Source organism: Silvania confinis (assembly GCF_025564085.1).
Classification (GTDB): Bacteria; Pseudomonadota; Gammaproteobacteria; order Enterobacterales; family Enterobacteriaceae; genus Enterobacter; species Enterobacter confinis.
Window position 1 is genome coordinate 1 of sequence record NZ_JAMGZJ010000063.1, and the last position, 22,008, is coordinate 22,008.

The 22,008-nt window shown below is 53.7% G+C and carries 21 protein-coding genes; 13 read left to right on the forward strand and 8 right to left on the reverse strand.

The genetic code is table 11. The features are described from left to right. The first annotated feature begins 275 nt into the window (after positions 1-275). Positions 276-968: a FadR/GntR family transcriptional regulator gene (locus tag M8013_RS01760; RefSeq protein WP_271266117.1), complete on the forward strand. Its 693-nt coding sequence runs from the start codon at positions 276-278 to the stop codon at positions 966-968. A gap of 4 nt (positions 969-972) precedes the next feature. Here M8013_RS01760 and rbsR read toward each other — a convergent pair whose 3' ends face one another. From rbsR to kup, 7 genes are all read right to left on the reverse strand, one after another. After that, a complete protein-coding gene (rbsR, locus tag M8013_RS01765; RefSeq protein WP_271266118.1) occupies positions 973-1,965 on the reverse strand; it encodes a ribose operon transcriptional repressor RbsR in 993 nt (330 codons plus the stop codon). Positions 1,966-1,968: 3 nt separating this feature from the next. Then, on the reverse strand, positions 1,969-2,898 hold the full coding sequence (gene rbsK / locus M8013_RS01770; protein ID WP_271266119.1) for a ribokinase: 930 nt from the start codon (positions 2,896-2,898) through the stop codon (positions 1,969-1,971). Positions 2,899-3,006: 108 nt separating this feature from the next. Next, entirely contained in the window at positions 3,007-3,897 is an 891-nt protein-coding gene (rbsB, locus tag M8013_RS01775) for a ribose ABC transporter substrate-binding protein RbsB (protein ID WP_271266120.1), read from the reverse strand. Positions 3,898-3,924: 27 nt separating this feature from the next. Then, positions 3,925-4,890, reverse strand: a complete 966-nt coding sequence (gene rbsC, locus M8013_RS01780; RefSeq protein WP_271266121.1) for a ribose ABC transporter permease — start codon at positions 4,888-4,890, stop codon at positions 3,925-3,927. Positions 4,891-4,894: 4 nt separating this feature from the next. Further along, positions 4,895-6,400: a ribose ABC transporter ATP-binding protein RbsA gene (gene rbsA / locus M8013_RS01785; RefSeq protein WP_271266122.1), complete on the reverse strand. Its 1,506-nt coding sequence runs from the start codon at positions 6,398-6,400 to the stop codon at positions 4,895-4,897. Positions 6,401-6,407: 7 nt separating this feature from the next. Then, entirely contained in the window at positions 6,408-6,827 is a 420-nt protein-coding gene (gene rbsD / locus M8013_RS01790; protein WP_271266123.1) for a D-ribose pyranase, read from the reverse strand. 226 nt (positions 6,828-7,053) lie between these two features. Continuing rightward, a complete protein-coding gene (gene kup, locus M8013_RS01795) occupies positions 7,054-8,922 on the reverse strand; it encodes a low affinity potassium transporter Kup (RefSeq protein ID WP_271266124.1) in 1,869 nt (622 codons plus the stop codon). A gap of 222 nt (positions 8,923-9,144) precedes the next feature. Here kup and ravA point away from each other — a divergent pair, with 222 nt between their 5' ends. Further along, positions 9,145-10,641 (forward strand): ATPase RavA, encoded by a 1,497-nt coding sequence (gene ravA, locus M8013_RS01800; RefSeq protein WP_271266125.1) that lies wholly within the window; start codon positions 9,145-9,147, stop codon positions 10,639-10,641. Further along, on the forward strand, positions 10,635-12,086 hold the full coding sequence (gene viaA, locus M8013_RS01805; protein WP_271266126.1) for an ATPase RavA stimulator ViaA: 1,452 nt from the start codon (positions 10,635-10,637) through the stop codon (positions 12,084-12,086). Before ravA ends, viaA begins: the two co-directional genes overlap by 7 nt. On the opposite strand, the gene asnA is transcribed toward viaA, so the two are convergent. Then, positions 12,087-13,079: an aspartate--ammonia ligase gene (gene asnA / locus M8013_RS01810; RefSeq protein ID WP_271266127.1), complete on the reverse strand. Its 993-nt coding sequence runs from the start codon at positions 13,077-13,079 to the stop codon at positions 12,087-12,089. It abuts the gene before it with no gap. A gap of 150 nt (positions 13,080-13,229) precedes the next feature. Between asnA and asnC the strand changes: the two genes are divergently transcribed. The 10 genes from asnC to atpA all read left to right on the forward strand — a co-directional run bounded on the left by asnC (position 13,230) and on the right by atpA (position 21,958). Further along, entirely contained in the window at positions 13,230-13,688 is a 459-nt protein-coding gene (gene asnC, locus M8013_RS01815) for a transcriptional regulator AsnC (protein ID WP_271266128.1), read from the forward strand. Positions 13,689-13,779: 91 nt separating this feature from the next. Beyond that, positions 13,780-14,229 carry an FMN-binding protein MioC gene (mioC, locus tag M8013_RS01820; protein ID WP_271266129.1) on the forward strand — a complete coding sequence of 150 codons (450 nt, stop codon included), beginning with the start codon at positions 13,780-13,782 and terminating at the stop codon, positions 14,227-14,229. 373 nt (positions 14,230-14,602) lie between these two features. Next, the gene (gene mnmG / locus M8013_RS01825) at positions 14,603-16,492 is read left to right on the forward strand and encodes a tRNA uridine-5-carboxymethylaminomethyl(34) synthesis enzyme MnmG (protein WP_271266130.1); all 1,890 of its coding nucleotides are present in this window, start codon (positions 14,603-14,605) and stop codon (positions 16,490-16,492) included. Positions 16,493-16,605: 113 nt separating this feature from the next. Next, a complete protein-coding gene (rsmG, locus tag M8013_RS01830; protein WP_271266131.1) occupies positions 16,606-17,229 on the forward strand; it encodes a 16S rRNA (guanine(527)-N(7))-methyltransferase RsmG in 624 nt (207 codons plus the stop codon). 615 nt (positions 17,230-17,844) lie between these two features. Continuing rightward, a complete protein-coding gene (gene atpI, locus M8013_RS01835; protein WP_271266132.1) occupies positions 17,845-18,225 on the forward strand; it encodes a F0F1 ATP synthase subunit I in 381 nt (126 codons plus the stop codon). Positions 18,226-18,233: 8 nt separating this feature from the next. Further along, positions 18,234-19,049, forward strand: coding sequence for a F0F1 ATP synthase subunit A (atpB, locus tag M8013_RS01840; RefSeq protein WP_271266133.1), 816 nt, complete (start codon positions 18,234-18,236; stop codon positions 19,047-19,049). A gap of 49 nt (positions 19,050-19,098) precedes the next feature. Then, on the forward strand, positions 19,099-19,338 hold the full coding sequence (gene atpE, locus M8013_RS01845; RefSeq protein WP_000429386.1) for a F0F1 ATP synthase subunit C: 240 nt from the start codon (positions 19,099-19,101) through the stop codon (positions 19,336-19,338). A gap of 47 nt (positions 19,339-19,385) precedes the next feature. Further along, a complete protein-coding gene (atpF, locus tag M8013_RS01850) occupies positions 19,386-19,856 on the forward strand; it encodes a F0F1 ATP synthase subunit B (RefSeq protein WP_271266134.1) in 471 nt (156 codons plus the stop codon). A gap of 14 nt (positions 19,857-19,870) precedes the next feature. After that, positions 19,871-20,404, forward strand: a complete 534-nt coding sequence (gene atpH, locus M8013_RS01855; protein ID WP_271266135.1) for a F0F1 ATP synthase subunit delta — start codon at positions 19,871-19,873, stop codon at positions 20,402-20,404. A 12-nt stretch (positions 20,405-20,416) separates the two neighbouring features. Beyond that, positions 20,417-21,958 (forward strand): F0F1 ATP synthase subunit alpha, encoded by a 1,542-nt coding sequence (gene atpA, locus M8013_RS01860; protein WP_271266136.1) that lies wholly within the window; start codon positions 20,417-20,419, stop codon positions 21,956-21,958. Positions 21,959-22,008: the final 50 nt, after the last annotated feature.

Consider the following 22,008-nt stretch of genomic DNA (forward strand, 5'->3'; position numbering starts at 1 on the left):
GTCAAGCGTTTATTTTCGCTTTTCTCTGTCGGCGTTCATCGCTGAACCCCTGCTGCCACGGCGGTTTGTAATCCGTTGTTCCGTGTCAGTGGAGGCGCATTATAGGGAGTTCTCTGACGGTGACAAGTGTAAATTTAAAAAAAATCACTAACCGCGTTATTTTTCGCCAAAGCGCTTATCTTTACGCCATAACCGGCGTGAATTGCTGTTTTAGCAACCACATTATCCGTGCAGGTGGCATACTTAAGGGTATTAAGAATTAAGGAATAAGCGTTATGTCCTTGAGCGCGCAACAGCTGGCGGCACAAAAGAACCTTTCATATGTGCTGGCAGAGAAACTGGCACAGCGGATCCTGACAGGTGAATACATGCCCGGAAGCATTTTGCCGGGTGAGATGGAATTGGGCGAGCAGTTTGGTGTGAGCCGCACAGCCGTTCGTGAAGCGGTGAAAACATTAACAGCGAAAGGGATGGTACTACCGCGTCCGCGTATCGGTACGCGGGTGATGCCCCAGGGCAACTGGAACTTCCTCGATCAGGAGCTGCTGTCATGGTGGATGACAGAGGATAACTTTCAGCAGGTCATCGACCATTTCCTGATAATGCGCATCAGCCTGGAGCCGCACGCCTGCTTACTGGCGGCCACGCTTGGTTCAGCGGAACAGAAAGCGCGATTGAATACGTTGATGGATGAGATGGTTCATCTGAAAAAGCACTTTAACCGCGAGCGTTGGATTGAAGTCGATATGGCATGGCATGAACATGTCTATGAAATGAGTGGTAATCCGTTCCTGAACTCTTTCGCTTCACTCTTTCATTCTATATACCACACCTACTTCACCTCTATTACTCAGGATGAAGTGGTGAAGCTGGATTTACACCAGGCCATCGTCGACGCCATTCAGGATAGCGACGGGCCACGCGCCATGGCGGCAAGCCAGGCGCTACTTGCCGCACCGGTACAGTAAAACGTTAAACCGATCCCCGCTCCATCAGCACAGGCGTTAGTTGCAACCGCTGCTGTTGTAGCGTGGGTTGAGCAATTCGGTGAATCAGCACATCAATAGCCAGTTCGCCCAGCTCATCTTTCGGTTGATGAATAGTGGTGAGCGGCGGCGTCATATAGCGTGCCAGTTCGATATCATCATATCCCACCACGGCGATATCGTCCGGGATGCGTAATCCCGCCTGATACAACGCCTGGTAGGCCCCCACAGCCATCGCATCATTACCAATAAAGACCGCCTGCGGGCGCTCTTCCCACGCCAGTAGCGACTGCATTGCCTCAAACCCACCGCTAAACTCAAAGTCACCGGTGATTTGGAAGCCGTCAGGCACGGGTAAACCTGCGCGCGCCATCGCCACCAGAAAACCTTCCAGACGCATACGGGCAGGGGTTTTATCCAGCGGACCGGTTATGCAGGCGATGCGAGTGTAGCCTTTATCAATCAGATGCTGCGTCGCCATGTCACCGCCCAGAAGGGAGTTATCCTGAATCAGGTCGCTGGTGCCGTCGAACGGTGCCCAGTCCATCATCACCGTCGGAACGGAGGGATAGCGCTGCATAATCTCGGGTGAGGGTTGGTGCGTTTCGGTGCACAGCAACAATAATCCGTCGACGCGTTTTTGCATCAGCGTCTCCAGATTGCGGTTCATGCGCTGTTCATCACCTTCGGTATTGCACAACACCAGGCTGTAGCCGCGTTCAAAACAGCTGCGCTCTACACCGCGCACCAGCTCGGAGTAAAAGGGATTGGTACTGGCGGTGATGAGCATACCAATGGTGCGCGTCTGATTGAGTTTCAGACTGCGCGCCAGGGCGGAAGGCGCGTAATTGAGGGATTTAACCGCGGCTTCGACCTTCTCCCGAATCGCCTCGCTAACAAAGCGATCCTTATTAATGACATGGGAAACCGTTGAAGTAGAGACGCCCGCCATACGGGCGACATCTTTCATTGTGGCCAAGCGTTACCTCTGCTGACTTAAAAATTCGTCGATCTCATTGCGCCAGGGAACAGAAGGCTGCGCGCCGGTACGCGTCACGGCAATAGCTGCGGCCGCATGGGCAAAACGGATCGCCTTGTCCAATTGTTCGCCTTCCAGCAGCGCCGTCACCAACGCACCATTAAAGGTATCACCTGCAGCAATCGTGTCGATCGCTTGTACCTTAAAGCCCGGTACACGACATCCATCACCGTTGACACTGGCCCAGACCCCACGGCTGCCAAGCGTAATGATGACAGTATTGATTCCTTTTTCATGCAGGGCTTTTGCCGCACGCGCCGCATCATCGTCATTTTCAACGCGAATCCCCGTCAGCTTTTCGGCTTCAGTTTCATTCGGGGTGATGATGTCCACCAGCGCCAGTAGCTCGTCTGATAATACACGGGCAGGCGCGGGGTTCAGTACGACAGTGGTATGATTTTCATGGGCAATTGTTGCCGCCGCCAGCACGCTTTCTACCGGTGATTCCAGCTGCATCAGCAGGGCTTCGGCACCCGCGATAATGTCGCGCTGCGCCTCGACGCGTTCAACCGTCAGCGCCGCGTTAGCACCCGCATGAATACCGATTACATTCTCACCTTCGGCGTTGACAAAAATCAGCGCCACGCCGGTGGACTCGCCCTGCACTACGCTGACTGGTGCGATATCGATATTGTCGCTCTCCAGCTGCTTGCGCACGCGCTCACCGGTATCGTCATCACCCGTACAGGCGATAAAGGCGATGTCTGCCCCGCTGCGCCCCGCAGCGACCGCCTGGTTAGCGCCTTTACCGCCAAAGGCGACCTGGTAACGATGGCCCGTCACCGTTTCACCCGGCGTCGGGAACGATTCAAGGTTGAGAATGTGATCGGCATTAATACTGCCAAGGACGACGAGCTTACCTGCAGTTTTCATATTGGGCGTGTCCATCAGAGAGTGCCACCGGGCTGACCCGGTGGCATATGCCACGTTTTTCTTTATTAGGTTGTCCCTCAGGCAGCCATTAGCTGCCTGAATCGCATATTACTGCTTGATGACCAGTTTCAGGTCAACTGGATATTTAGCCTGGACTTTCTCGCCTTTCAGCACTTTTACTGCCGTTTCAACGCCTTTAGCGCCAATCTGGTCAGGAAGCTGAGCAATGGTCGCCGCCAGTTTGCCATCGTTTACCGCTTTTTCACCATCCGGCGTACCGTCAAATCCGACAACCATCACATCAGTTTTACCGGCCGTTTGCAGGGCACGCAGCGCACCCAGCGCCATCTCGTCGTTCTGCGCGAACACCGCTTTCACGTCCGGATGAGCGGTTAAGAGGTTCTGCATAACGTTCAGACCTTTTGTGCGGTCAAAGTCAGCCGGCTGGCTGGCCAGCACGTTAAATTTGTGTGCAGCAACCGCCTGCTGGAAACCTTCGCCGCGTTCGCGGGCAGCAGATGTCCCGGCGATACCCTGCAGCTCGATAACCTTCGCGCCTTCACCGGCTTTTTTGGCGATGTAGTCACCGGCAATTTTACCGCCCAGCACGTTATCAGAAGCAATGTGGCTGACCACCTCGCCTTTCGACGCAACGCGGTCAAGCGTAATTACCGGGATGTTAGCCTGGTTCGCCATCTTCACGGCATTACCCACAGCGTCGGAATCGGTTGGGTTGATCAGCAGAATTTTAGTGCCGCGAACGGTCAGGTCCTGAACGTTAGCCAGCTCTTTTGCCGGGTTGTTCTGGGAATCCAGGATCACCAGGTCGTAGCCCAGTTTATCCGCTTCTTTCTGCGCACCATCCTTCAGGGAGACGAAGAACGGGTTGTTGAGGGTAGAAACCACCAGCGCGATAGTGTCTTTCGCCATGGCATTAGCACTCACGGTTGCGCTCAGCGCGACAGCAGAAACCAGGGTAGCCAGTTTTTTCATGTTCATATCAAAGATGTCCTGTAGTGTTGTCAGTTACTGTTTTTTGTTGTCTACCAGTACCGCCAGCAAAATCACTACCGCTTTGACGATCATCTGGTAATAGGAAGAAACACCTAACAAATTCAAACCATTATTCAGGAAGCCGAGGATCAGTGCGCCAATCAGCGTACCGATAATCCGGCCTTTACCGCCTGCCAGACTGGTTCCGCCCAGCACGACCGCCGCGATGGCATCCAGCTCATAGCCTGTTCCTGCGGTCGGTTGTGCCGAGGAGAGACGTGCCACTTCGATAATCCCCGCCAGCGAAGCCAACAGGCCACACAGGGAGTACACGATAATTTTGACTTTATTAACGCTGATCCCGGACAGGCGCGTTGCTGATTCATTACCGCCCAGCGCATAGATATAGCGACCCAGGCGCGTGTGATGCAGCATGTACCAGGCCGCTAAGAACACCAGGCCCATGATCCAGACCGGGGTCGGGATGCCCAGCGGGCGACCGATACCGAACCAGCCAAACAGGTCTGCGTTGTCGGTAAAGCCGGTATTGACCGGGCTGCCGTTGGTATAAACCATCGTCACCCCGCGCAGCAGCAGCATCATCACCAGCGTGGCGATAAAAGCCTGCACGCGCCCTTTCGCCACGATCATTCCGGTAACAGCACCAATTGCTGTACCTGCTGCCAGTGCAGCCGCCACGGCCACCAGCGCGTTGACTTCAATCCCTACAATTGAAGCCGCAATCGCGCCGGTGAGCGCCAGCAGGGAACCGACAGACAGATCGATACCCGAGGTCAGGATAACCAGCGTCATCCCGACCGCCATAATGGCGTTCACCGATGTTTGCTGGAGGATGTTGAACAGGTTATTAACGGTAAAAAAGTTCGGGCTCATGGTCGAAACCACCGCGATTAGCACCAGCAGGGCAATCAACGATTTTTGTTCCAGCAACCATGCCTTAGTGAAATATCGGCGTCCAGAAATAGCCTGGGTAGTCATCTTCTTACTCCTGATTCACGCGATTAAGCTTGCCCACAGCGGCAGCCATCAGAACTTCCTGGGTGGCCTGCTCGCGAGTGAATTCACCGCCGAGATGCCCTTCATGCATGACGATAATGCGATCGCTCATGCCTAATACTTCTGGCATCTCGGAAGAGACCAGAATGATGCTCAGCCCGTCAGCCTTAAACTGGTTAATGAGCTGGTAAATCTCTTTCTTCGCGCCGACATCCACACCGCGGGTTGGCTCATCGAGGATCAGCACTTTCGGACGCGTCATCAGGCCGCGGGCAATCGCCACTTTCTGCTGATTACCACCGGAAAGCAGACCGATCGCCTGTTCCATTGACGGGGTTTTGACGTTAAACAGCCGGATGAAATCACTCACCGCCTGCTGTTCATCTTTATGTTTCAGGCCACCACCGCTGCGGCTGAAGTAGCCCAGCGCGGTCAGCGACATATTCTCTTTTACCGACATCCCCAGAACCAGACCATCTCGCTTGCGATCTTCGGAGATGTAGACGATACCGTTCGCCAGCCCATCCTGCGGTGAACGGGTGACAACCTCATGACCGTCGAGGGTGACATAACCGCTGGTACGTGACAGGGCGCCATACAGAACTTTCATCAGTTCCGTCCGCCCGGCCCCCATTAATCCGGCTACACCGAGGATTTCACCCTGACGAAGGGTAAAAGTGACGTCATGCACGCCTGGACCACACAGGTTATCCACCTTCAGACGGATATCACCCGGGGCCTTAGCAATACGGGGATACTGGTCTTCGAGTTTGCGTCCCACCATCATCTCAATCAGCGAGTCTTCGGTCAGCGTGGCCACTTCGCGCTCGGCAATAAACTGTCCGTCGCGGAAAACCGTCACGTCATCGCAAATCTCGAAGATCTCTTTCATACGGTGGGAGATGTAAACAATGCCGCGCCCCTGGGATTTCAGCTCGCGAATCACCCGGAACAGAGAGTCGGTTTCCGTGTCGGTCAGCGCGTCTGTGGGTTCATCCATGACGATGACTTTGGATTCAAAGCTCAGCACCTTGGCAATTTCGACCATTTGCTGATCGCCAATCGATAGTTCGCCCACCAGCCGATCGCTCTTAAAGCGCAGATTCAGCTTTGCCAGCAGTTTGTCGGCTTCGGCATACATCTGTTTCCAGTCGATTTTGCCAAATCGATTAACGAACTCACGCCCGAGGAAGATGTTCTCAGCAATTGACAGCTGCGGGATCAGGTTCAATTCCTGATGAATGATACCAATACCCGCTTCCTGAGAGGATTTAGGGCCGTTAAAGCTGGTCTCTTTGCCCAGCCACAGCAGCGAACCGGCGTCGCGCATATAGATGCCGGTCAGCACTTTCATCATGGTGGATTTGCCGGCGCCATTTTCACCGACCAGCGCCATTACGCGCCCGGCGTAGACATTCAGCGCTGCGCCGGAGAGGGCTTTGACACCCGGGAACGATTTATCGATCCCTTTCAGTTGCAGTAGTGCGTCCATGGTGACCTCAGAAGGTGACGCCAGCACAGAGAATGATATTCGCATACGGGGAACACTCCCCGCTGCGAATGACCGCCTGGCTGTCAGCGGTGTGTTGTTTGAACTGTTCGTGCGTTATGTAATTAATTTTTATGGTGGTGCCCTGGTGTTGTTGCAGCTGCTCGATATGACCAAGCAACGTTTCGTGGAGCTGCGGATTATGCTGTTTGATTTCCGCCGCCAGAATGGCTGACTCAACCTGCATCTCTGCCGTCACCACGCCCAGTACCTGCATAAACGAGGGAACGCCCTGCGTTAATGCCATATCAATACGGGTAGTGCTGCGCGGAACCGGTAAGCCTGCATCGCAAACCACCAGCGTATCGGTATGCCCCAGACGGGAGATGACCGATGAGATTTCAGAGTTAAGTACCGTGCCTTTCTTCATTTTTCTGCTCCACCAGCGAAACGTTTCGCTGAGATAAGTTTAATCTTATCGATGAACAGAAAACCACCGCAGCGTTGCAGATTTGTGATCGTCGTCGAAACGTTTCGCTAAGTGAAATGCAGGAGAGGTGAAAGCAAAACGGTAACCCTTAGGTTACCGTTTTTGATGTTTGCGCCCTCTCCCTGTGGGAGCGGGTTGAGGTGAGGGCATCAGGCCGCGGGGAGGCTTAAATCTCGACCTGGGTCCCTAACTCAATCACGCGGTTAGGCGGGATCTCGAACTGGTCGGGCGCACGCAGGGCATTACGCTGCAGGATAAGATAGAGCCTGCCGCGCAGGCGCAGATACCAGGGGCGTTTGCCGATGATCAGCGACTCATGCGACATAAAGAAGGAGGTTTCCATCATCCGACAGCTTAAGCCCTCCAGCCCGCAGCGGTGGAACACCTCTTCCACATTCGGGGTTTCACGCCAGCCGTAGCTTGCCACCACCCGCCAGAAGGTCGGCGAGAGTTGCTCTATCTGTACGCGTCGAACGTTATGCACGTACGGCGCATCTTCGGTTCTCAGCGTCAGCAGGATCACTCGCTCATGCAGGACTTTGTTGTGCTTGAGGTTATGCATCAGCGCAAACGGAATGACGTTCAGGGCACGCGACATGTATACCGCCGTGCCCGGCACGCGCACTGGCGGTGATTTCTCCAGCGAGGCGATCATCGCCTCAAGAGAGTTGCCGTGTTCGTGCATCCGGCGCAGCAGGCGGAAGCGCTCGCTTTTCCAGGTGGTCATCACAATGAACATCACCAGGCCCAGCGTCAGCGGCAGCCAGCCACCGGAGACAATCTTGTCCAGGTTCGCCGAGAACAGCGGGACGTCAATGCACAGGAAGCCCACCAGAATCATCGCCACCAGGAACTTGTTCCAGTGCCAGTTTCGGTATGCCACCGTGGTGGAGAGAATGGAGGTCAGCACCATTGTACCGGTGACGGCAATACCGTACGCCGCCGCCAGATTGCTCGAATGCTCAAAGCTAACGATAACAATGACCACTGCGGTGTAAAGCAGCCAGTTAATGAACGGAATGTAAATCTGGCCCGACTCCATCTCCGACGTATGAATGATGCGCATCGGCGAAAGATAGCCCAGGCGCACTGCCTGACGCGTGAGGGAGAACACACCGGAGATCACCGCCTGAGAGGCAATCACGGTGGCCAGCGTCGCGAGGATCAGCATCGGTACCAGCGCCCAGTCCGGTGCCAGCAGGAAGAACGGGTTTTTAATGGCTTCCGGATTGGTAAGCAGCAGCGCACCCTGGCCAAAGTAGTTCAGCACCAGCGACGGCAGCACGACAGAAAACCATGCCACGCGAATAGGCAGTTTGCCGAAATGGCCCATATCCGCATACAGCGCTTCAACACCGGTAATAGAAAGCACCACTGCACCCAGCGCCACAAACGACACCATCTTGTATTCAAGGAAGAAGTTAACCGCCCACAGAGGGTTCAGCGCGTGCAGCACGTCCGGGTTAGCAATAATGCTGCGTAAGCCCAGTGCAGCCAGCACCAGGAACCAGGTCAGCATAATCGGCGCGAAGAGTTTCCCCACCAGCCCAGTACCGTGTTTCTGGATGATGAACAGCAGCGTCAGAACAATAATGGCCAGCGGCACAACCCATGCATCAAGCTGGGGCGCGATAATCTCAAGCCCCTCTATCGCCGACAGCACCGAGATAGCAGGCGTGATCACCACTTCGCCAAAGAAGAAACTGCCGCCGACCAGACCAATGATCACCAGGAACGAGGTCATTCTGGCGGACGTGTGGCGCCCGGCAAGTGACATCAGCGTCAGGATACCGCCTTCGCCGGCGTTATCTGCGCGCATGACGAAAGAGAGATATTTAACAGAAACAACCAGGATCAGCAGCCAGAAGATCAGTGACAAAAAACCAAACACAGCGTCACGTTCAACACCAAAACCAAACTGGCCGGACAGACATTCACGAAGCGTATAAAGCGGGCTGGTGCCAATATCACCATAGACAACCCCAATCGCCGCGAGCGTTATTGCGGGTAATGATTGCTTATTATCAGTGCTCATAGACTAGTCTTTTCGTTTATATAACAAATGTGTGCTTAGTCCCTTGGCCCACAAAAGGCGCACAGTATGCACGATTAATCGCAGAATCGTACCCCTAAATGCAACCGCATTAACATAGCGCAAAGAAAATAGCACCGCAGTTCAGTCTATTACCAGCCCTGACCGAAACGTCTATACTCGCTTCAATTAGCCGGGTTTACGGCGAAAGGATGCAAAACAATTATGGCTCACACTCATTTATTAGCAGAAAGAATTTCCCGCCTCAGCAACGCGTTGGAAAAAGGGCTATTCGAACGCAGTCATGCGATTCGACTCTGTTTGCTGGCGGCGCTAAGCGGCGAAAGTGTATTTCTGCTGGGTCCGCCCGGGATTGCCAAAAGCCTGATTGCCCGCCGACTAAAATTCGCTTTTCAACATGCCCGGGCATTTGAATACCTGATGACCCGTTTTTCTACGCCAGAGGAGGTCTTTGGCCCGCTCTCGATTCAGGCGCTAAAAGATGAAGGGCGCTATGAACGTCTGACTGCGGGCTATCTCCCGGAAGCAGAGATTGTTTTTCTCGATGAGATCTGGAAAGCCGGCCCGGCGATCCTCAATACCTTGCTGACCGCCATCAATGAACGCCGGTTCCGTAACGGTGCGTACGAAGGCAAAATCCCGATGCGCCTGCTGGTGGCCGCGTCCAACGAACTGCCCGAAGCCGACAGCAGCCTGGAAGCGCTGTATGACCGCATGCTGATCCGTCTGTGGCTCGACAAAGTGCAGGACAAAGCGAATTTCCGCTCGCTGCTGATTACCCAGCAGGATGAGAACGACAATCCCGTGCCTGCCGCACTTCAGGTCACTGACGAGGAGTATCAGCAGTGGCAGCACGATATCGGCAAAATCACGCTGCCGGATGCGGTGTTCGATTTGGTCTTTATGCTGCGCCAGCAGCTGGATAACCTGCCGGGCGCGCCTTACGTGTCTGACCGTCGCTGGAAAAAAGCCATTCGCCTGCTGCAGGCCAGCGCCCTGTTCAGCGGCCGCGATGCGGTTGCCCCCATCGATCTGATCCTGCTGAAGGATTGCCTGTGGCATGACGCCAGCGGCATGAACCTGATGCAGCAGCAGCTGGAAATATTGATGACCGGGCACGCGTGGGGGCAGCAGGAGATGCTCAATCAGCTTGGGGCCATTACTCAGCGCCGCCTCCAGCTGCAACAGCAGCAAAGCGATAAAACCGCCCTGAGAGTGAGCCGCCAGAGCGGCATGTTCGCCCGGAAACCGCATTATGAATTACCGGACGAACTGACCGATACCACGCTGACGCTGCTGCTCCAGCAGCCGCTTAAGCTCCATGAAATGCAGGTGATTCACATCACCATTGAGCGTGAAGCCCTCTCCCTGTGGCTGAGCAAAGGCGGCGAGATCCGCGGCAAACTCAACGGCATCGGCTTTGCCCAACAGCTCAATATGGAAGTGGACGGCAGCCTGCATCTGGTGATCCGTGACGTCAGCTTGCAGGGATCGCGTCTTGCGCTGCCCGGCACCACATCGGAAAGCGTCCCGGAAGAGATCAAACAGCAGCTGGAAGCGCTGGATAACCAGTGGCACCTGCAGCACACCCGCTTTAGCGAACAGCAAAAATGCCTCTTTATTCACAGCGACTGGCTGGGACGCATTGAATCCAGCCTGCAGGATGTGATCGCGCAGATTAAACAGGCGCGTCAATGCTGACGCTGGATACGCTCAACATCATGCTGGCCGTCGGTGAAGAGGGGATGATCGAAGAGATCATCCTCGCCTTGCTGGCCTCGCCGCAGCTGGTGGTCTTTTTTGAAAAATTTCCCCGACTCAAAACCGCCATCACCGACGATCTCCCCCGCTGGCGGGATAACTTACGCAAGCGCCTGAAAGATACCCGCGTCCCGCCGGAGCTCACCGAAGAGGTGATGTGTTATCAGCAGAGCCAGTTGGTCTCCACGCCGCAGCTGATTGTACAGCTGCCGCAGATCCTGACCCTGCTGGACAAGGTTCACTCCCCGTACGCCAGCCAGGCCCGACAGCTGGTGGCCGATAACACTACCTTCACGCCCGCCCTGCACACACTGTTTTTACAGCGCTGGCGATTAAGCCTGGTGGTACAGGCCACGTCGCTGAATCAGCAATTACTGGAAGAAGAGCGCGAGCAACTGCTCAGCGAAGTGCAGGAACGCATGACGTTGACCGGGGCGCTGGAGCCGGTGCTGGTCGAGAACGAAAATGCCGCCGGACGGCTCTGGGATATGAGCGCGGGCCAGATCAAACGCGGCGATTATCAGCTTATCGTCCGCTATGGTGACTTTCTGGCGCAGCAGCCGGAGCTGATGCAGCTGGCAGAACAGCTGGGCCGTTCGCGGGAGGCGAAGTCGGTGCCAAAAAAGGATGCCCCACTGGAAACCTTCCGCACCCTGGTGCGCGAACCGGCGACGGTACCGGAGCAGGTGGACGGGTTACAACAGAGTGACGATATCCTGCGGCTACTGCCGCCGGAGCTGGCCACCCTCGGTATAACGGAACTCGAATATGAATTTTACCGTCGGCTGGTCGAAAAACAGCTGCTGACCTACCGCCTGCATGGAGATACCTGGCGTGAGAAGGTCAGCCAGCGCCCGGCGGTGCATCAGGATTTCGACGAACAACCGCGGGGGCCGTTTATCGTCTGCGTGGACACGTCCGGTTCGATGGGCGGCTTTAATGAGCAATGCGCCAAAGCCTTTTGTCTGGCGCTGATGCGCGTGGCCCTCGCCGATAGACGGCGCTGCTATATCATGCTGTTTTCCAGCGAGGTGGTGGGCTATGAACTCTCGGGTGAGCACGGTCTGGAGCAGGCGATCCGTTTTTTAAGCCAGCGCTTTCGCGGTGGTACCGATCTTGCCAGCTGTTTTCGCGCCGTTATCGAGCGAATGCAGGGCGGAGAGTGGTATGACGCAGACGCGGTGGTGATCTCGGATTTTATTGCCCAGCGGCTGCCGGATGAGGTGGTCAGTAAAATAAAGGTGCAGCAGCGGGAACATCAACATCGTTTTCATGCGGTGGCGATGTCCACCCATGGAAAACCCGGCATCATGCGCATCTTCGATCATATCTGGCGCTTTGATACCGGGTTACGGAGCCGTTTATTGCGGCGCTGGAAACGCTAATTACAGCAGCGCATCCACGCTATCACGCACCTGTTGCGGCCAGACGCCACACTGAACCTGGCCGATGTGCGACAGCTGCAGCAGGAGCATGGTCAGACGAGACTGACCAATACCGCCCCCGATAGTCTGCGGCATCTCGCCACGCAGCAGGGCCTGGTGCCACTCCAACTGCAAACGATCTTGATCGCCGGTGATCGACAGCTGACGCTGCAGCGCTTCGGCATCGACGCGGATCCCCATGGAGGAGAGCTCAAAGGCATCTTCCAGCACCGGGTTCCACACCAAAATATCGCCGTTCAGGCCAGCCAGTCCGCTGTCACCTTCACTGCTCCAGTCATCATAATCCGGGGCACGCACATCATGGCGCTGTCCATGAGACAGTTTGCCGCCAATCCCAATCAAGAACACGGCACCCAACTCTTTGGCGATCGCGCGCTCACGGCCTTTGGCATCCAGATCCGGGAAACGGCTCAGCAGTTCCTGGCTGTGGACAAACTGGATCGTTTCCGGCAGGAACGGGGTTAAACCAAATTCTTTACTGACCGCCGCTTCAGTGGCTTTGATCCCGGCATAGATGGCTTCTACCGTCGATTTCAGCGTGCGGGTATGACGTTCGCCGTCACCCATTACGCGTTCCCAGTCCCACTGGTCAACGTAAACAGAGTGAATAGCGGTAAGGCGGTCTTCATCGGGGCGAAGGGCTTTCATGTGCGTGTAAAGCCCTTCGCCCGCGCTGAAGTCGTGTTGTCCCAGGGTTTGCCGTTTCCACTTCGCCAGCGAATGAACCACTTCGAACTGGGCATCGGGCAGTGTTTTCACTTTCACCTGTACCGCTTTTTCGCAACCAGACAAGTTGTCCTGCGTCCCATCGCCCACACGGCTTAAAATTGGCGCCTGCACTTCAATCAGGCCAAGCTTATCTTCCAACTGGCGGGAAAAATGGGATTTTACGAAACTGATCTGGCGTTGTTGTGCGATGTAAGCGGTTTTCATTATTTATACTCCTGCGTCCTGTTGGCACTGATTAAGCAACAAAAAAGAACGCCTTTCAATAATCCAACAATAAAATGACGCCATCGCTTTTGATTCACTAAAATTACCCGCTAAAATAGAGTGATTCATTAATCTTCATAAGAAAAAACTATGGAAAATTATCAGATCGACAATCTGGACCGCGGCATTCTTGAAGCCCTGATGGCCAACGCCCGTACCGCCTATGCCGAACTGGCAAAACAGTTTGGCGTCAGCCCTGGTACCATTCACGTTCGCGTAGAGAAAATGAAACAGGCGGGGATCATTACCGGGGCGCATATCGACGTCAGCCCAAAACATCTGGGTTACGACGTGTGCTGCTTTATCGGCATCATCCTGAAAAGCGCAAAAGACTATCCTTCAGCGCTGGCAAAATTGAATGCGCTGGATGAAGTCACCGAAGCCTATTACACCACCGGCCACTACAGCATCTTTATTAAGGTGATGTGTCGATCGATCGATGCCCTCCAGCAGGTACTTATCAACAAGATCCAAACAATTGATGAAATTCAGTCCACCGAGACGCTGATCTCGCTGCAGAACCCGATTATGCGTACCATCCGCCCGTAGACAGGCAAAATAATCACCACATTTTCCACAGGTAGATCCCAGGGCATTCACAGCGTACAATACCCCACTCTGAACTCAGGAGTGGTCGATCATGGCGGATGTAACTCTCATTACCGGTAGCACCCTTGGCGGCGCTGAATATGTCGCGGAACATCTGGCCGAGAAGCTGGAAGATGCCGGCTTTTCGACACAAACGCTGCACGGGCCGTTATTAGAAGATCTGCCGATCGACGGGATCTGGCTGTTGATCACCTCAACGCACGGTGCCGGGGATCTTCCGGATAACCTGCTTCCTTTATATGAAGAGTTAAAAGAGCAGCAGCCTGACCTCGCGAACGTCCGTTTTGGTGCGATTGGCCTCGGTAGCCGGGAATATGACACCTTCTGCGGTGCCGTTGAGAAAGTTGAGACGGAATTCAAGGCCTGCGGAGCGCAACAGATTGGTGAAACGCTGAAGATCAACATCCTCGATCACGATATTCCGGAAGATCCAGCAGAGATCTGGCTGGCTGAATGGAAAAATTTACTCAAAAACGATTAAAGATCGTGCGATCAGTTGTGGATAACTATGGTTAAAAGCTTTGATTAACCGGTAGTTATCCCATGAACAACCGCTGGTGACTTTTTGGCCTGTGCATAACATGCCATTTTGATCCCAGCTTATACGTCGCAGGATCACCGATCATACACAGCAAACGATCCTTCCTAACCACATGATCTTATTCATGAGATCCGGCTTACCCACAGAAAACCGCGATCCTAATAAGAGATCATAATAAAACAGATCTCTAAATAAAAAGATCTTCTTTTTAATAGCCAGGATCCCAGTGCTTTCTCGATCGACTAAAGTTGAGTAGAATCCACGGCCCGGGCTTCAATCCATTTTCAAACCGCTTTACGCAAGGCAGGAAAGCATGTTTTATCAGGATCCTTTTGACGTCATCATCATTGGCGGGGGTCACGCAGGCACTGAGGCCGCGATGGCCGCAGCGCGTATGGGTCAGCAGACCCTGCTTCTGACACACAATATCGACACGCTGGGACAAATGTCCTGTAATCCGGCGATTGGCGGCATTGGGAAAGGACACCTGGTAAAAGAAGTCGATGCGCTTGGCGGCCTGATGGCGACCGCGATCGATCATGCTGGCATTCAGTTTAGGATACTAAACGCGAGCAAAGGCCCCGCCGTTCGTGCGACTCGTGCTCAGGCCGACCGCGTGCTGTACCGTCAGGCGGTGCGTACTGCGCTGGAGAATCAACCGAACCTGATGATCTTCCAACAGGCGGTTGAAGATCTGATCGTCGAGAACGATCGCGTCGTTGGCGCCGTCACTCAGATGGGTCTCAAGTTCCGTGCCAAAGCCGTAGTGCTGACAGTCGGGACGTTCCTTGATGGCAAAATTCATATCGGGATGGATAACTACAGCGGTGGCCGTGCAGGCGATCCGCCGTCCATTTCGCTGTCGCGCCGACTGCGCGAGCTGCCGCTTCGCGTCAGCCGCCTGAAGACCGGCACGCCGCCCCGTATTGACGCCCGTACGATCGATTTTAGCGTGCTGGCACAACAACACGGTGACAACCCAATACCGGTCTTCTCGTTCATGGGCAATGTGGATCAACATCCGCGCCAGGTGCCGTGCTATGTCACGCATACGAACGAGAAAACCCATGACGTGATCCGCAATAACCTCGATCGTAGCCCGATGTATGCTGGCGTGATCGAAGGGATCGGTCCACGTTACTGCCCGTCGATCGAAGACAAAGTGATGCGCTTTGCCGATCGTAACCAACACCAGATCTTCCTCGAACCAGAAGGGCTGACCTCTAACGAGATCTACCCTAACGGGATCTCCACCAGCCTGCCATTCGACGTACAGATGCAAATCGTCCGTTCGATGCAGGGGATGGAAAACGCGAAGATTGTGCGTCCGGGCTATGCCATTGAGTACGATTTCTTCGATCCGCGTGACTTGAAACCGACCCTGGAAAGCAAATTTATCGAGGGTCTGTTCTTCGCGGGCCAGATCAACGGCACCACCGGTTACGAAGAAGCCGCTGCACAAGGCCTGCTGGCCGGTCTGAACGCAGCGCGCTTCTCTGCCGAGAAAGAAGGCTGGGCACCGGGACGTTCTCAGGCTTATCTGGGTGTGCTGGTGGACGACCTCTGCACGCTCGGGACCAAAGAACCGTACCGCATGTTTACCTCGCGTGCGGAATATCGCCTGATGCTGCGTGAAGACAACGCCGACCTGCGACTGACCGAAATGGGTCGCGAGCTGGGTCTGGTGGATGATGCCCGCTGGGCGCGTTTCAACGAGAAGCTGGAAAACATCGAGCGTGAACGTCAGCGCCTGAAATCCACTTGGGTAAACCCAACCACAGAGTCTGTAGCCGAAGTGAATGCTCACCTGTCTGCGCCACTGTCGCGTGAAGCCAGCGGTGAAGATCTGCTCCGTCGTCCGGAGATGACTTACGCACAGATGACCCAGCTGACGCCGTTCGCCCCAGGGCTGGACGATGTACAAGCTGCAGAACAGGTTGAAATCCAGGTGAAGTACGAAGGTTACATCGCCCGTCAGCAGGACGAGATCGAGAAACAGCAGCGAAACGAGAATACGATCCTGCCGGCAACGCTGGATTATCGCCTGGTGAATGGTCTCTCCAACGAGGTGATCGCCAAGCTGAATGACCATAAGCCGTCATCCATTGGTCAGGCAACGCGTATTTCAGGCATCACGCCTGCGGCCATCTCGATTCTGCTGGTCTGGCTGAAAAAACAGGGAATGTTACGCCGCAGCGCGTAATTCCGTTCTTCGCTGTGGTTATGGTGGGTGGCGCTAACGCTTACCCGCCCTACCATTCGCAGGCCCGGTAAGCGTCAGCCCCACCGGGCAATTCTTTTAAACAGGTATTCACCGTGCTCAACAAACTCACTCGTCTGCTGGATCAAGCCGGCATTTCGCTCACCGATCACCAGAAAAACCAGCTGGTGGGGTATGTCGATATGCTCAACAAATGGAACAAGGCCTATAATCTCACCTCGGTGCGTGATCCCAACGAGATGTTGATTCGTCATATCCTCGACAGCATCGTTGTGGCACCCCACCTGCAGGGCGAGCGTTTTATCGATGTTGGCACAGGTCCTGGTCTGCCGGGTATTCCGCTCTCTATCGTACGCCCTGAGTGCCAGTTCACGCTGCTGGACAGCCTGGGCAAGCGCGTGCGCTTCCTGCGTCAGGTTCAGCACGAGCTGAAACTTGAAAATATTCATCCGGTGCAGAGTAGGGTAGAGGACTTCCCGGCAGAGCCGCCGTTTGATGGCGTCATCAGCCGTGCCTTCGCTTCGCTCAATGATATGATCAGCTGGTGCAAGCACTTGCCTGCGCAAAACGGACGCTTCTATGCCCTGAAAGGCGTGCTGCCGGAAGATGAAATTGCACACATGCCAGCGGGATTCTCTGTTGAATCTGCGGTTAAGCTGCGTGTCCCTCAACTGGAAGGGGAGCGTCATTTGGTGGTAATTAAGCCAAACAATTTTTAAAAAATTAATAAAAAATGTGGAATTTGTGCTGTTCTTTGTATGTTAAATAACAGCGTCAGGCACCGGAAACGTGCAGATTAATTTTAACCTTAATGTTACTGATGTTTTTCCTGTGGTTAACGTTGTGGGTCGTTAACCCTGAAATATAATCAACCAGGGAAATATCAGCCTGCTAAAAGTAGGCAGAGGTAACAAGATTGCAATGTTAAATTTTTATTATAAATGTCAATAAAAGGTTTTCATTGTGTACAGGGCTGTTTTGGGAAAAGTTACTGAAATTACTCTTTAATATCAGAAAGATGAAATACGGTGATTTACTGATTTGATTTGTTCGACCTTAACGTAAATGCCTATTTTGTGATCGTGTGCACGCTTTACTGCCAATGTTTCTACGTGGTTTGCAGTTTTAATGAGTCGTTCTCAGTTTAACTAAAAGTTAAGAAATAGCGTCGCAGAAAAATATTTAAACATTTATTCACCTTTTCGCTACTTATTGTTTGAAATCACGGGGCCGCACCGTATAATTTGACCGCTTTTTGCTGCTTGACTCAGAGCCTTAAAGAACGTTTTATACGACACGCGACATACCTCGAAGTAGGCAGGAGTAAAAACGTGATGTCAGTGTCGCTCTTGAGTCGAAACGTTGCTCGTAAGCTTCTGTTCATTCAGTTTCTGGCGGTGATAGCAAGTGGATTGCTATTCTGCCTCAAAGACCCCTTTTGGGGCATCTCTGCGGTAAGCGGAGGTTTGGCAGTTGTTGTGCCGAATATGCTGTTTATGATTTTTGCCTGGCGTCATCAGGCGCATACACCCGCCAAAGGCCGCATGGCCTGGTCCTTCGCTCTTGGTGAAGTGTGTAAGGTGTTGCTAACCTTTGCTTTATTGGTGGTGGCGCTGGCTGTTTTTAAGGTGGTATTTCTGCCGCTGATCGTGACGTGGGTTTTGGTGCTGGTGGTACAAGTTCTGGCGCCAGCTGTAATCAACAACAAAGGGTAAAAGGCATCATGGCTTCAGAAAATATGACGCCGCAGGATTACATTAGTCACCATCTGATGAACCTTCAGATAGACTTGCGTACATTCTCGCTGGTGGATCCGTATAACCCCCCGGCCACCTTCTGGACGCTCAACATTGACTCCATGTTCTTCTCGGTGGTTTTGGGTCTGTTGTTCCTGGCCGTATTCCATAGTGTTGCCAAAAAAGCGACCAGTGGCGTACCTGGGAAATTCCAGACGGCAATCGAGTTGGTCATCGGCTTCGTCAATAGCAGTGTCAAAGACATGTACCATGGTAAGAGCAAGCTGATTGCTCCGTTGGCACTGACGGTCTTTGTCTGGGTCTTCCTGATGAACATGATGGACCTTCTGCCTATCGACTTGCTGCCGTACATCGGCGAGCATGTGCTTGGTCTGCCTGCACTGCGTGTGGTTCCGTCTGCTGACGTGAACATCACCCTGTCCATGGCGCTGGGCGTATTCATCCTCATTCTTTTCTACAGCATCAAAATGAAAGGCGTAAGCGGCTTCGTGAAAGAGCTTACCTTGCAGCCGTTCAATCACTGGGCGTTCATTCCGGTCAACCTGATCCTGGAAGGCGTTAGCCTGCTGTCCAAACCAGTTTCTCTTGGTCTGCGACTGTTCGGTAACATGTATGCGGGTGAGCTGATTTTCATTCTGATCGCGGGTCTTCTGCCGTGGTGGTCACAGTGGATTCTGAATGTGCCTTGGGCCATTTTCCACATCCTGATCATTACGCTGCAAGCCTTTATCTTCATGGTTCTGACGATCGTCTATCTGTCGATGGCGTCTGAAGAGCACTGATTCTTTACCACCACTACTACGTTTTTATTGAAACAAACTGGAGACTGTCATGGAAAACCTGAATATGGATCTGCTGTACATGGCTGCCGCTGTGATGATGGGTCTGGCGGCTATCGGTGCTGCGATCGGTATCGGCATCCTCGGGGGCAAATTCCTGGAAGGCGCAGCGCGTCAACCGGATCTGATTCCTCTGCTGCGTACACAGTTCTTTATCGTTATGGGTCTGGTGGATGCAATCCCGATGATCGCTGTTGGTCTGGGTCTGTACGTGATGTTTGCTGTCGCGTAATCAGTTTTTAAAACCCCAAGCCACAGAAATTTAAGAGGTATTGTGCTGTGAACATGAACGCAACAATCCTCGGCCAGGCCATCGCGTTTATTCTCTTTGTCTGGTTCTGCATGAAGTATGTATGGCCGCCTTTAATGGCAGCCATCGAAAAACGTCAAAAAGAAATTGCTGACGGTTTGGCTTCTGCTGAACGCGCTAAGAAAGATTTGGACCTTGCACAGGCCAACGCGACAGACCAGCTGAAAAAAGCGAAAGCTGAAGCTCAGGTGATCATTGAACAGGCTAACAAACGCCGTTCTCAGATCCTGGACGACGTGAAAGCTGAAGCAGAACAGGAACGCACTAAGATCGTTGCACAGGCGCAGGCAGAAATTGATGCCGAGCGTAAACGTGCTCGTGAAGAACTGCGTAAGCAGGTCGCGATTCTGGCTGTTGCTGGCGCCGAGAAGATCATCGAACGTTCCGTGGATGTAGCTGCTAACAGCGACATCGTGGACAAACTTGTCGCTGAACTGTAAGGAGGGAGGGGCTGATGTCTGAATTTATTACGGTAGCTCGCCCCTACGCCAAAGCAGCTTTTGACTTTGCTATCGAACACCAAAATGTCGATCGCTGGCAGAATATGCTGGCGTTTGCCGCTGAGGTAACGAAAAACGAACACATGGCTGAGATGCTTTCTGGTGCACTGGCACCAGAGACCCTCGCCAGTTCGTTCATCGCCATTTGCGGTGAGCAACTGGACACCAACGGTCAGAACCTGATTCGGGTAATGGCAGAAAATGGTCGTCTTAAAGCGCTCCCGGATGTTCTTGAGCAGTTCGAGCACTTACGTGCCCTCAGTGAAGCGACCGTTGAAGTTCATGTAACTTCTTCAATTGAACTGAGTAAAGAACAGCTTTCGAAGATCACCGTTGCGATGGAAAAACGTTTGTCACGCAAAGTGAAGCTGAATTGCAATATAGATAAGTCTGTAATGGCGGGCGTAATCATCCGAGCGGGTGATATGGTCATTGATGGCAGCGTACGCGGCCGTCTTGAACGCCTTGCAGACGTCTTGCAGTCTTAAGGGGACTGGAGCATGCAACTGAATTCCACCGAAATCAGCGAACTGATCAAGCAGCGCATTGCTCAGTTCAGTGTTGTGAGTGAAGCTCACAACGAAGGTACTATTGTTTCTGTAAGCGACGGTGTTATCCGCATCCACGGCCTGGCCGATTGTATGCAGGGTGAGATGATTTCCCTGCCGGGTAACCGTTACGCTATCGCACTGAACCTGGAGCGCGACTCCGTAGGTGCAGTTGTGATGGGTCCGTATTCTGACCTCGCCGAAGGCATGAAGGTTAAGTGTACTGGCCGTATTCTTGAAGTTCCGGTTGGCCGTGGCCTGCTGGGTCGCGTGGTGAACACCCTGGGTGCACCAATCGACGGTAAAGGTCCGATTGATAACGATGGCTTCTCGCCAATCGAAGTTATCGCGCCAGGCGTTATCGAACGTCAGTCCGTCGACCAGCCGGTGCAGACCGGTTACAAATCCGTTGATGCGATGATTCCAATCGGCCGTGGCCAGCGTGAGCTGATCATCGGTGACCGTCAGACCGGTAAAACCGCGATGGCTGTCGATGCAATCATCAACCAGCGTGATTCTGGCATCAAATGTGTGTACGTGGCTATCGGCCAGAAAGCGTCCACCATTTCAAACGTGGTGCGTAAACTGGAAGAGCACGGCGCGTTGGCTAACACCATCGTTGTTGTGGCGACTGCTTCTGAATCCGCTGCACTGCAGTATCTTTCTCCGTATGCCGGTTGCGCCATGGGCGAATACTTCCGTGACCGCGGTGAAGATGCACTGATTGTGTACGATGACCTGTCCAAACAGGCTGTTGCTTACCGTCAGGTTTCCCTGCTGCTGCGTCGTCCACCAGGACGTGAAGCATTCCCGGGCGACGTGTTCTATCTGCACTCCCGTCTGCTGGAGCGTGCATCCCGCGTTAACGCGGAATACGTTGAAGCTTTCACCAAAGGTGAAGTGAAAGGCCAGACCGGTTCTCTGACCGCACTGCCAATCATCGAAACCCAGGCGGGTGACGTTTCTGCGTTCGTTCCGACCAACGTAATCTCGATTACCGATGGTCAGATCTTCCTGGAAACCAACCTGTTTAACTCCGGTATTCGTCCGGCAGTTAACCCAGGTATCTCCGTATCCCGTGTGGGTGGTGCAGCGCAGACCAAGATCATCAAGAAACTGTCCGGTGGTATTCGTACCGCGCTGGCACAGTATCGTGAACTTGCAGCGTTCTCCCAGTTTGCATCTGACCTTGATGATGCAACCCGTAAACAGCTTGACCATGGTCAGAAAGTGACCGAGCTGCTGAAACAGAAACAGTATGCCCCTATGTCAGTTGCACAGCAGGGCCTGGTACTGTTCGCAGCAGAACGTGGTTATCTGGGGGATGTAGAACTGGCGAAAATCGGTAGCTTCGAAGCCGCTCTGCTGGCTTACGCTGACCGTGACCATGCTCCACTGATGCAAGAGATCAACCAGTCCGGTGGCTATAACGACGAGATCGAAGGCAAGCTGAAAAGCCTGCTCGATTCCTTCAAAGCAACCCAGTCCTGGTAAAGTCTGGCGGTCTGTCTTAGGGCAGACCGCAAGGCATTGAGGAGAAGCTC

Coding starts and splice junctions, on each gene's coding strand:
- M8013_RS01760 (WP_271266117.1), top strand. CDS start 276: ATGTCCTTGAGCGCGCAACAGCTGGCGGCACAAAAGAACCTTTCATAT.
- rbsK (WP_271266119.1), bottom strand. CDS start 2,898: ATGAAAACTGCAGGTAAGCTCGTCGTCCTTGGCAGTATTAATGCCGAT.
- rbsB (WP_271266120.1), bottom strand. CDS start 3,897: ATGAACATGAAAAAACTGGCTACCCTGGTTTCTGCTGTCGCGCTGAGC.
- rbsC (WP_271266121.1), bottom strand. CDS start 4,890: ATGACTACCCAGGCTATTTCTGGACGCCGATATTTCACTAAGGCATGG.
- rbsA (WP_271266122.1), bottom strand. CDS start 6,400: ATGGACGCACTACTGCAACTGAAAGGGATCGATAAATCGTTCCCGGGT.
- rbsD (WP_271266123.1), bottom strand. CDS start 6,827: ATGAAGAAAGGCACGGTACTTAACTCTGAAATCTCATCGGTCATCTCC.
- kup (WP_271266124.1), bottom strand. CDS start 8,922: ATGAGCACTGATAATAAGCAATCATTACCCGCAATAACGCTCGCGGCG.
- ravA (WP_271266125.1), top strand. CDS start 9,145: ATGGCTCACACTCATTTATTAGCAGAAAGAATTTCCCGCCTCAGCAAC.
- viaA (WP_271266126.1), top strand. CDS start 10,635: ATGCTGACGCTGGATACGCTCAACATCATGCTGGCCGTCGGTGAAGAG.
- asnA (WP_271266127.1), bottom strand. CDS start 13,079: ATGAAAACCGCTTACATCGCACAACAACGCCAGATCAGTTTCGTAAAA.
- asnC (WP_271266128.1), top strand. CDS start 13,230: ATGGAAAATTATCAGATCGACAATCTGGACCGCGGCATTCTTGAAGCC.
- mioC (WP_271266129.1), top strand. CDS start 13,780: ATGGCGGATGTAACTCTCATTACCGGTAGCACCCTTGGCGGCGCTGAA.
- mnmG (WP_271266130.1), top strand. CDS start 14,603: ATGTTTTATCAGGATCCTTTTGACGTCATCATCATTGGCGGGGGTCAC.
- atpI (WP_271266132.1), top strand. CDS start 17,845: ATGTCAGTGTCGCTCTTGAGTCGAAACGTTGCTCGTAAGCTTCTGTTC.
- atpB (WP_271266133.1), top strand. CDS start 18,234: ATGGCTTCAGAAAATATGACGCCGCAGGATTACATTAGTCACCATCTG.
- atpE (WP_000429386.1), top strand. CDS start 19,099: ATGGAAAACCTGAATATGGATCTGCTGTACATGGCTGCCGCTGTGATG.
- atpH (WP_271266135.1), top strand. CDS start 19,871: ATGTCTGAATTTATTACGGTAGCTCGCCCCTACGCCAAAGCAGCTTTT.
- atpA (WP_271266136.1), top strand. CDS start 20,417: ATGCAACTGAATTCCACCGAAATCAGCGAACTGATCAAGCAGCGCATT.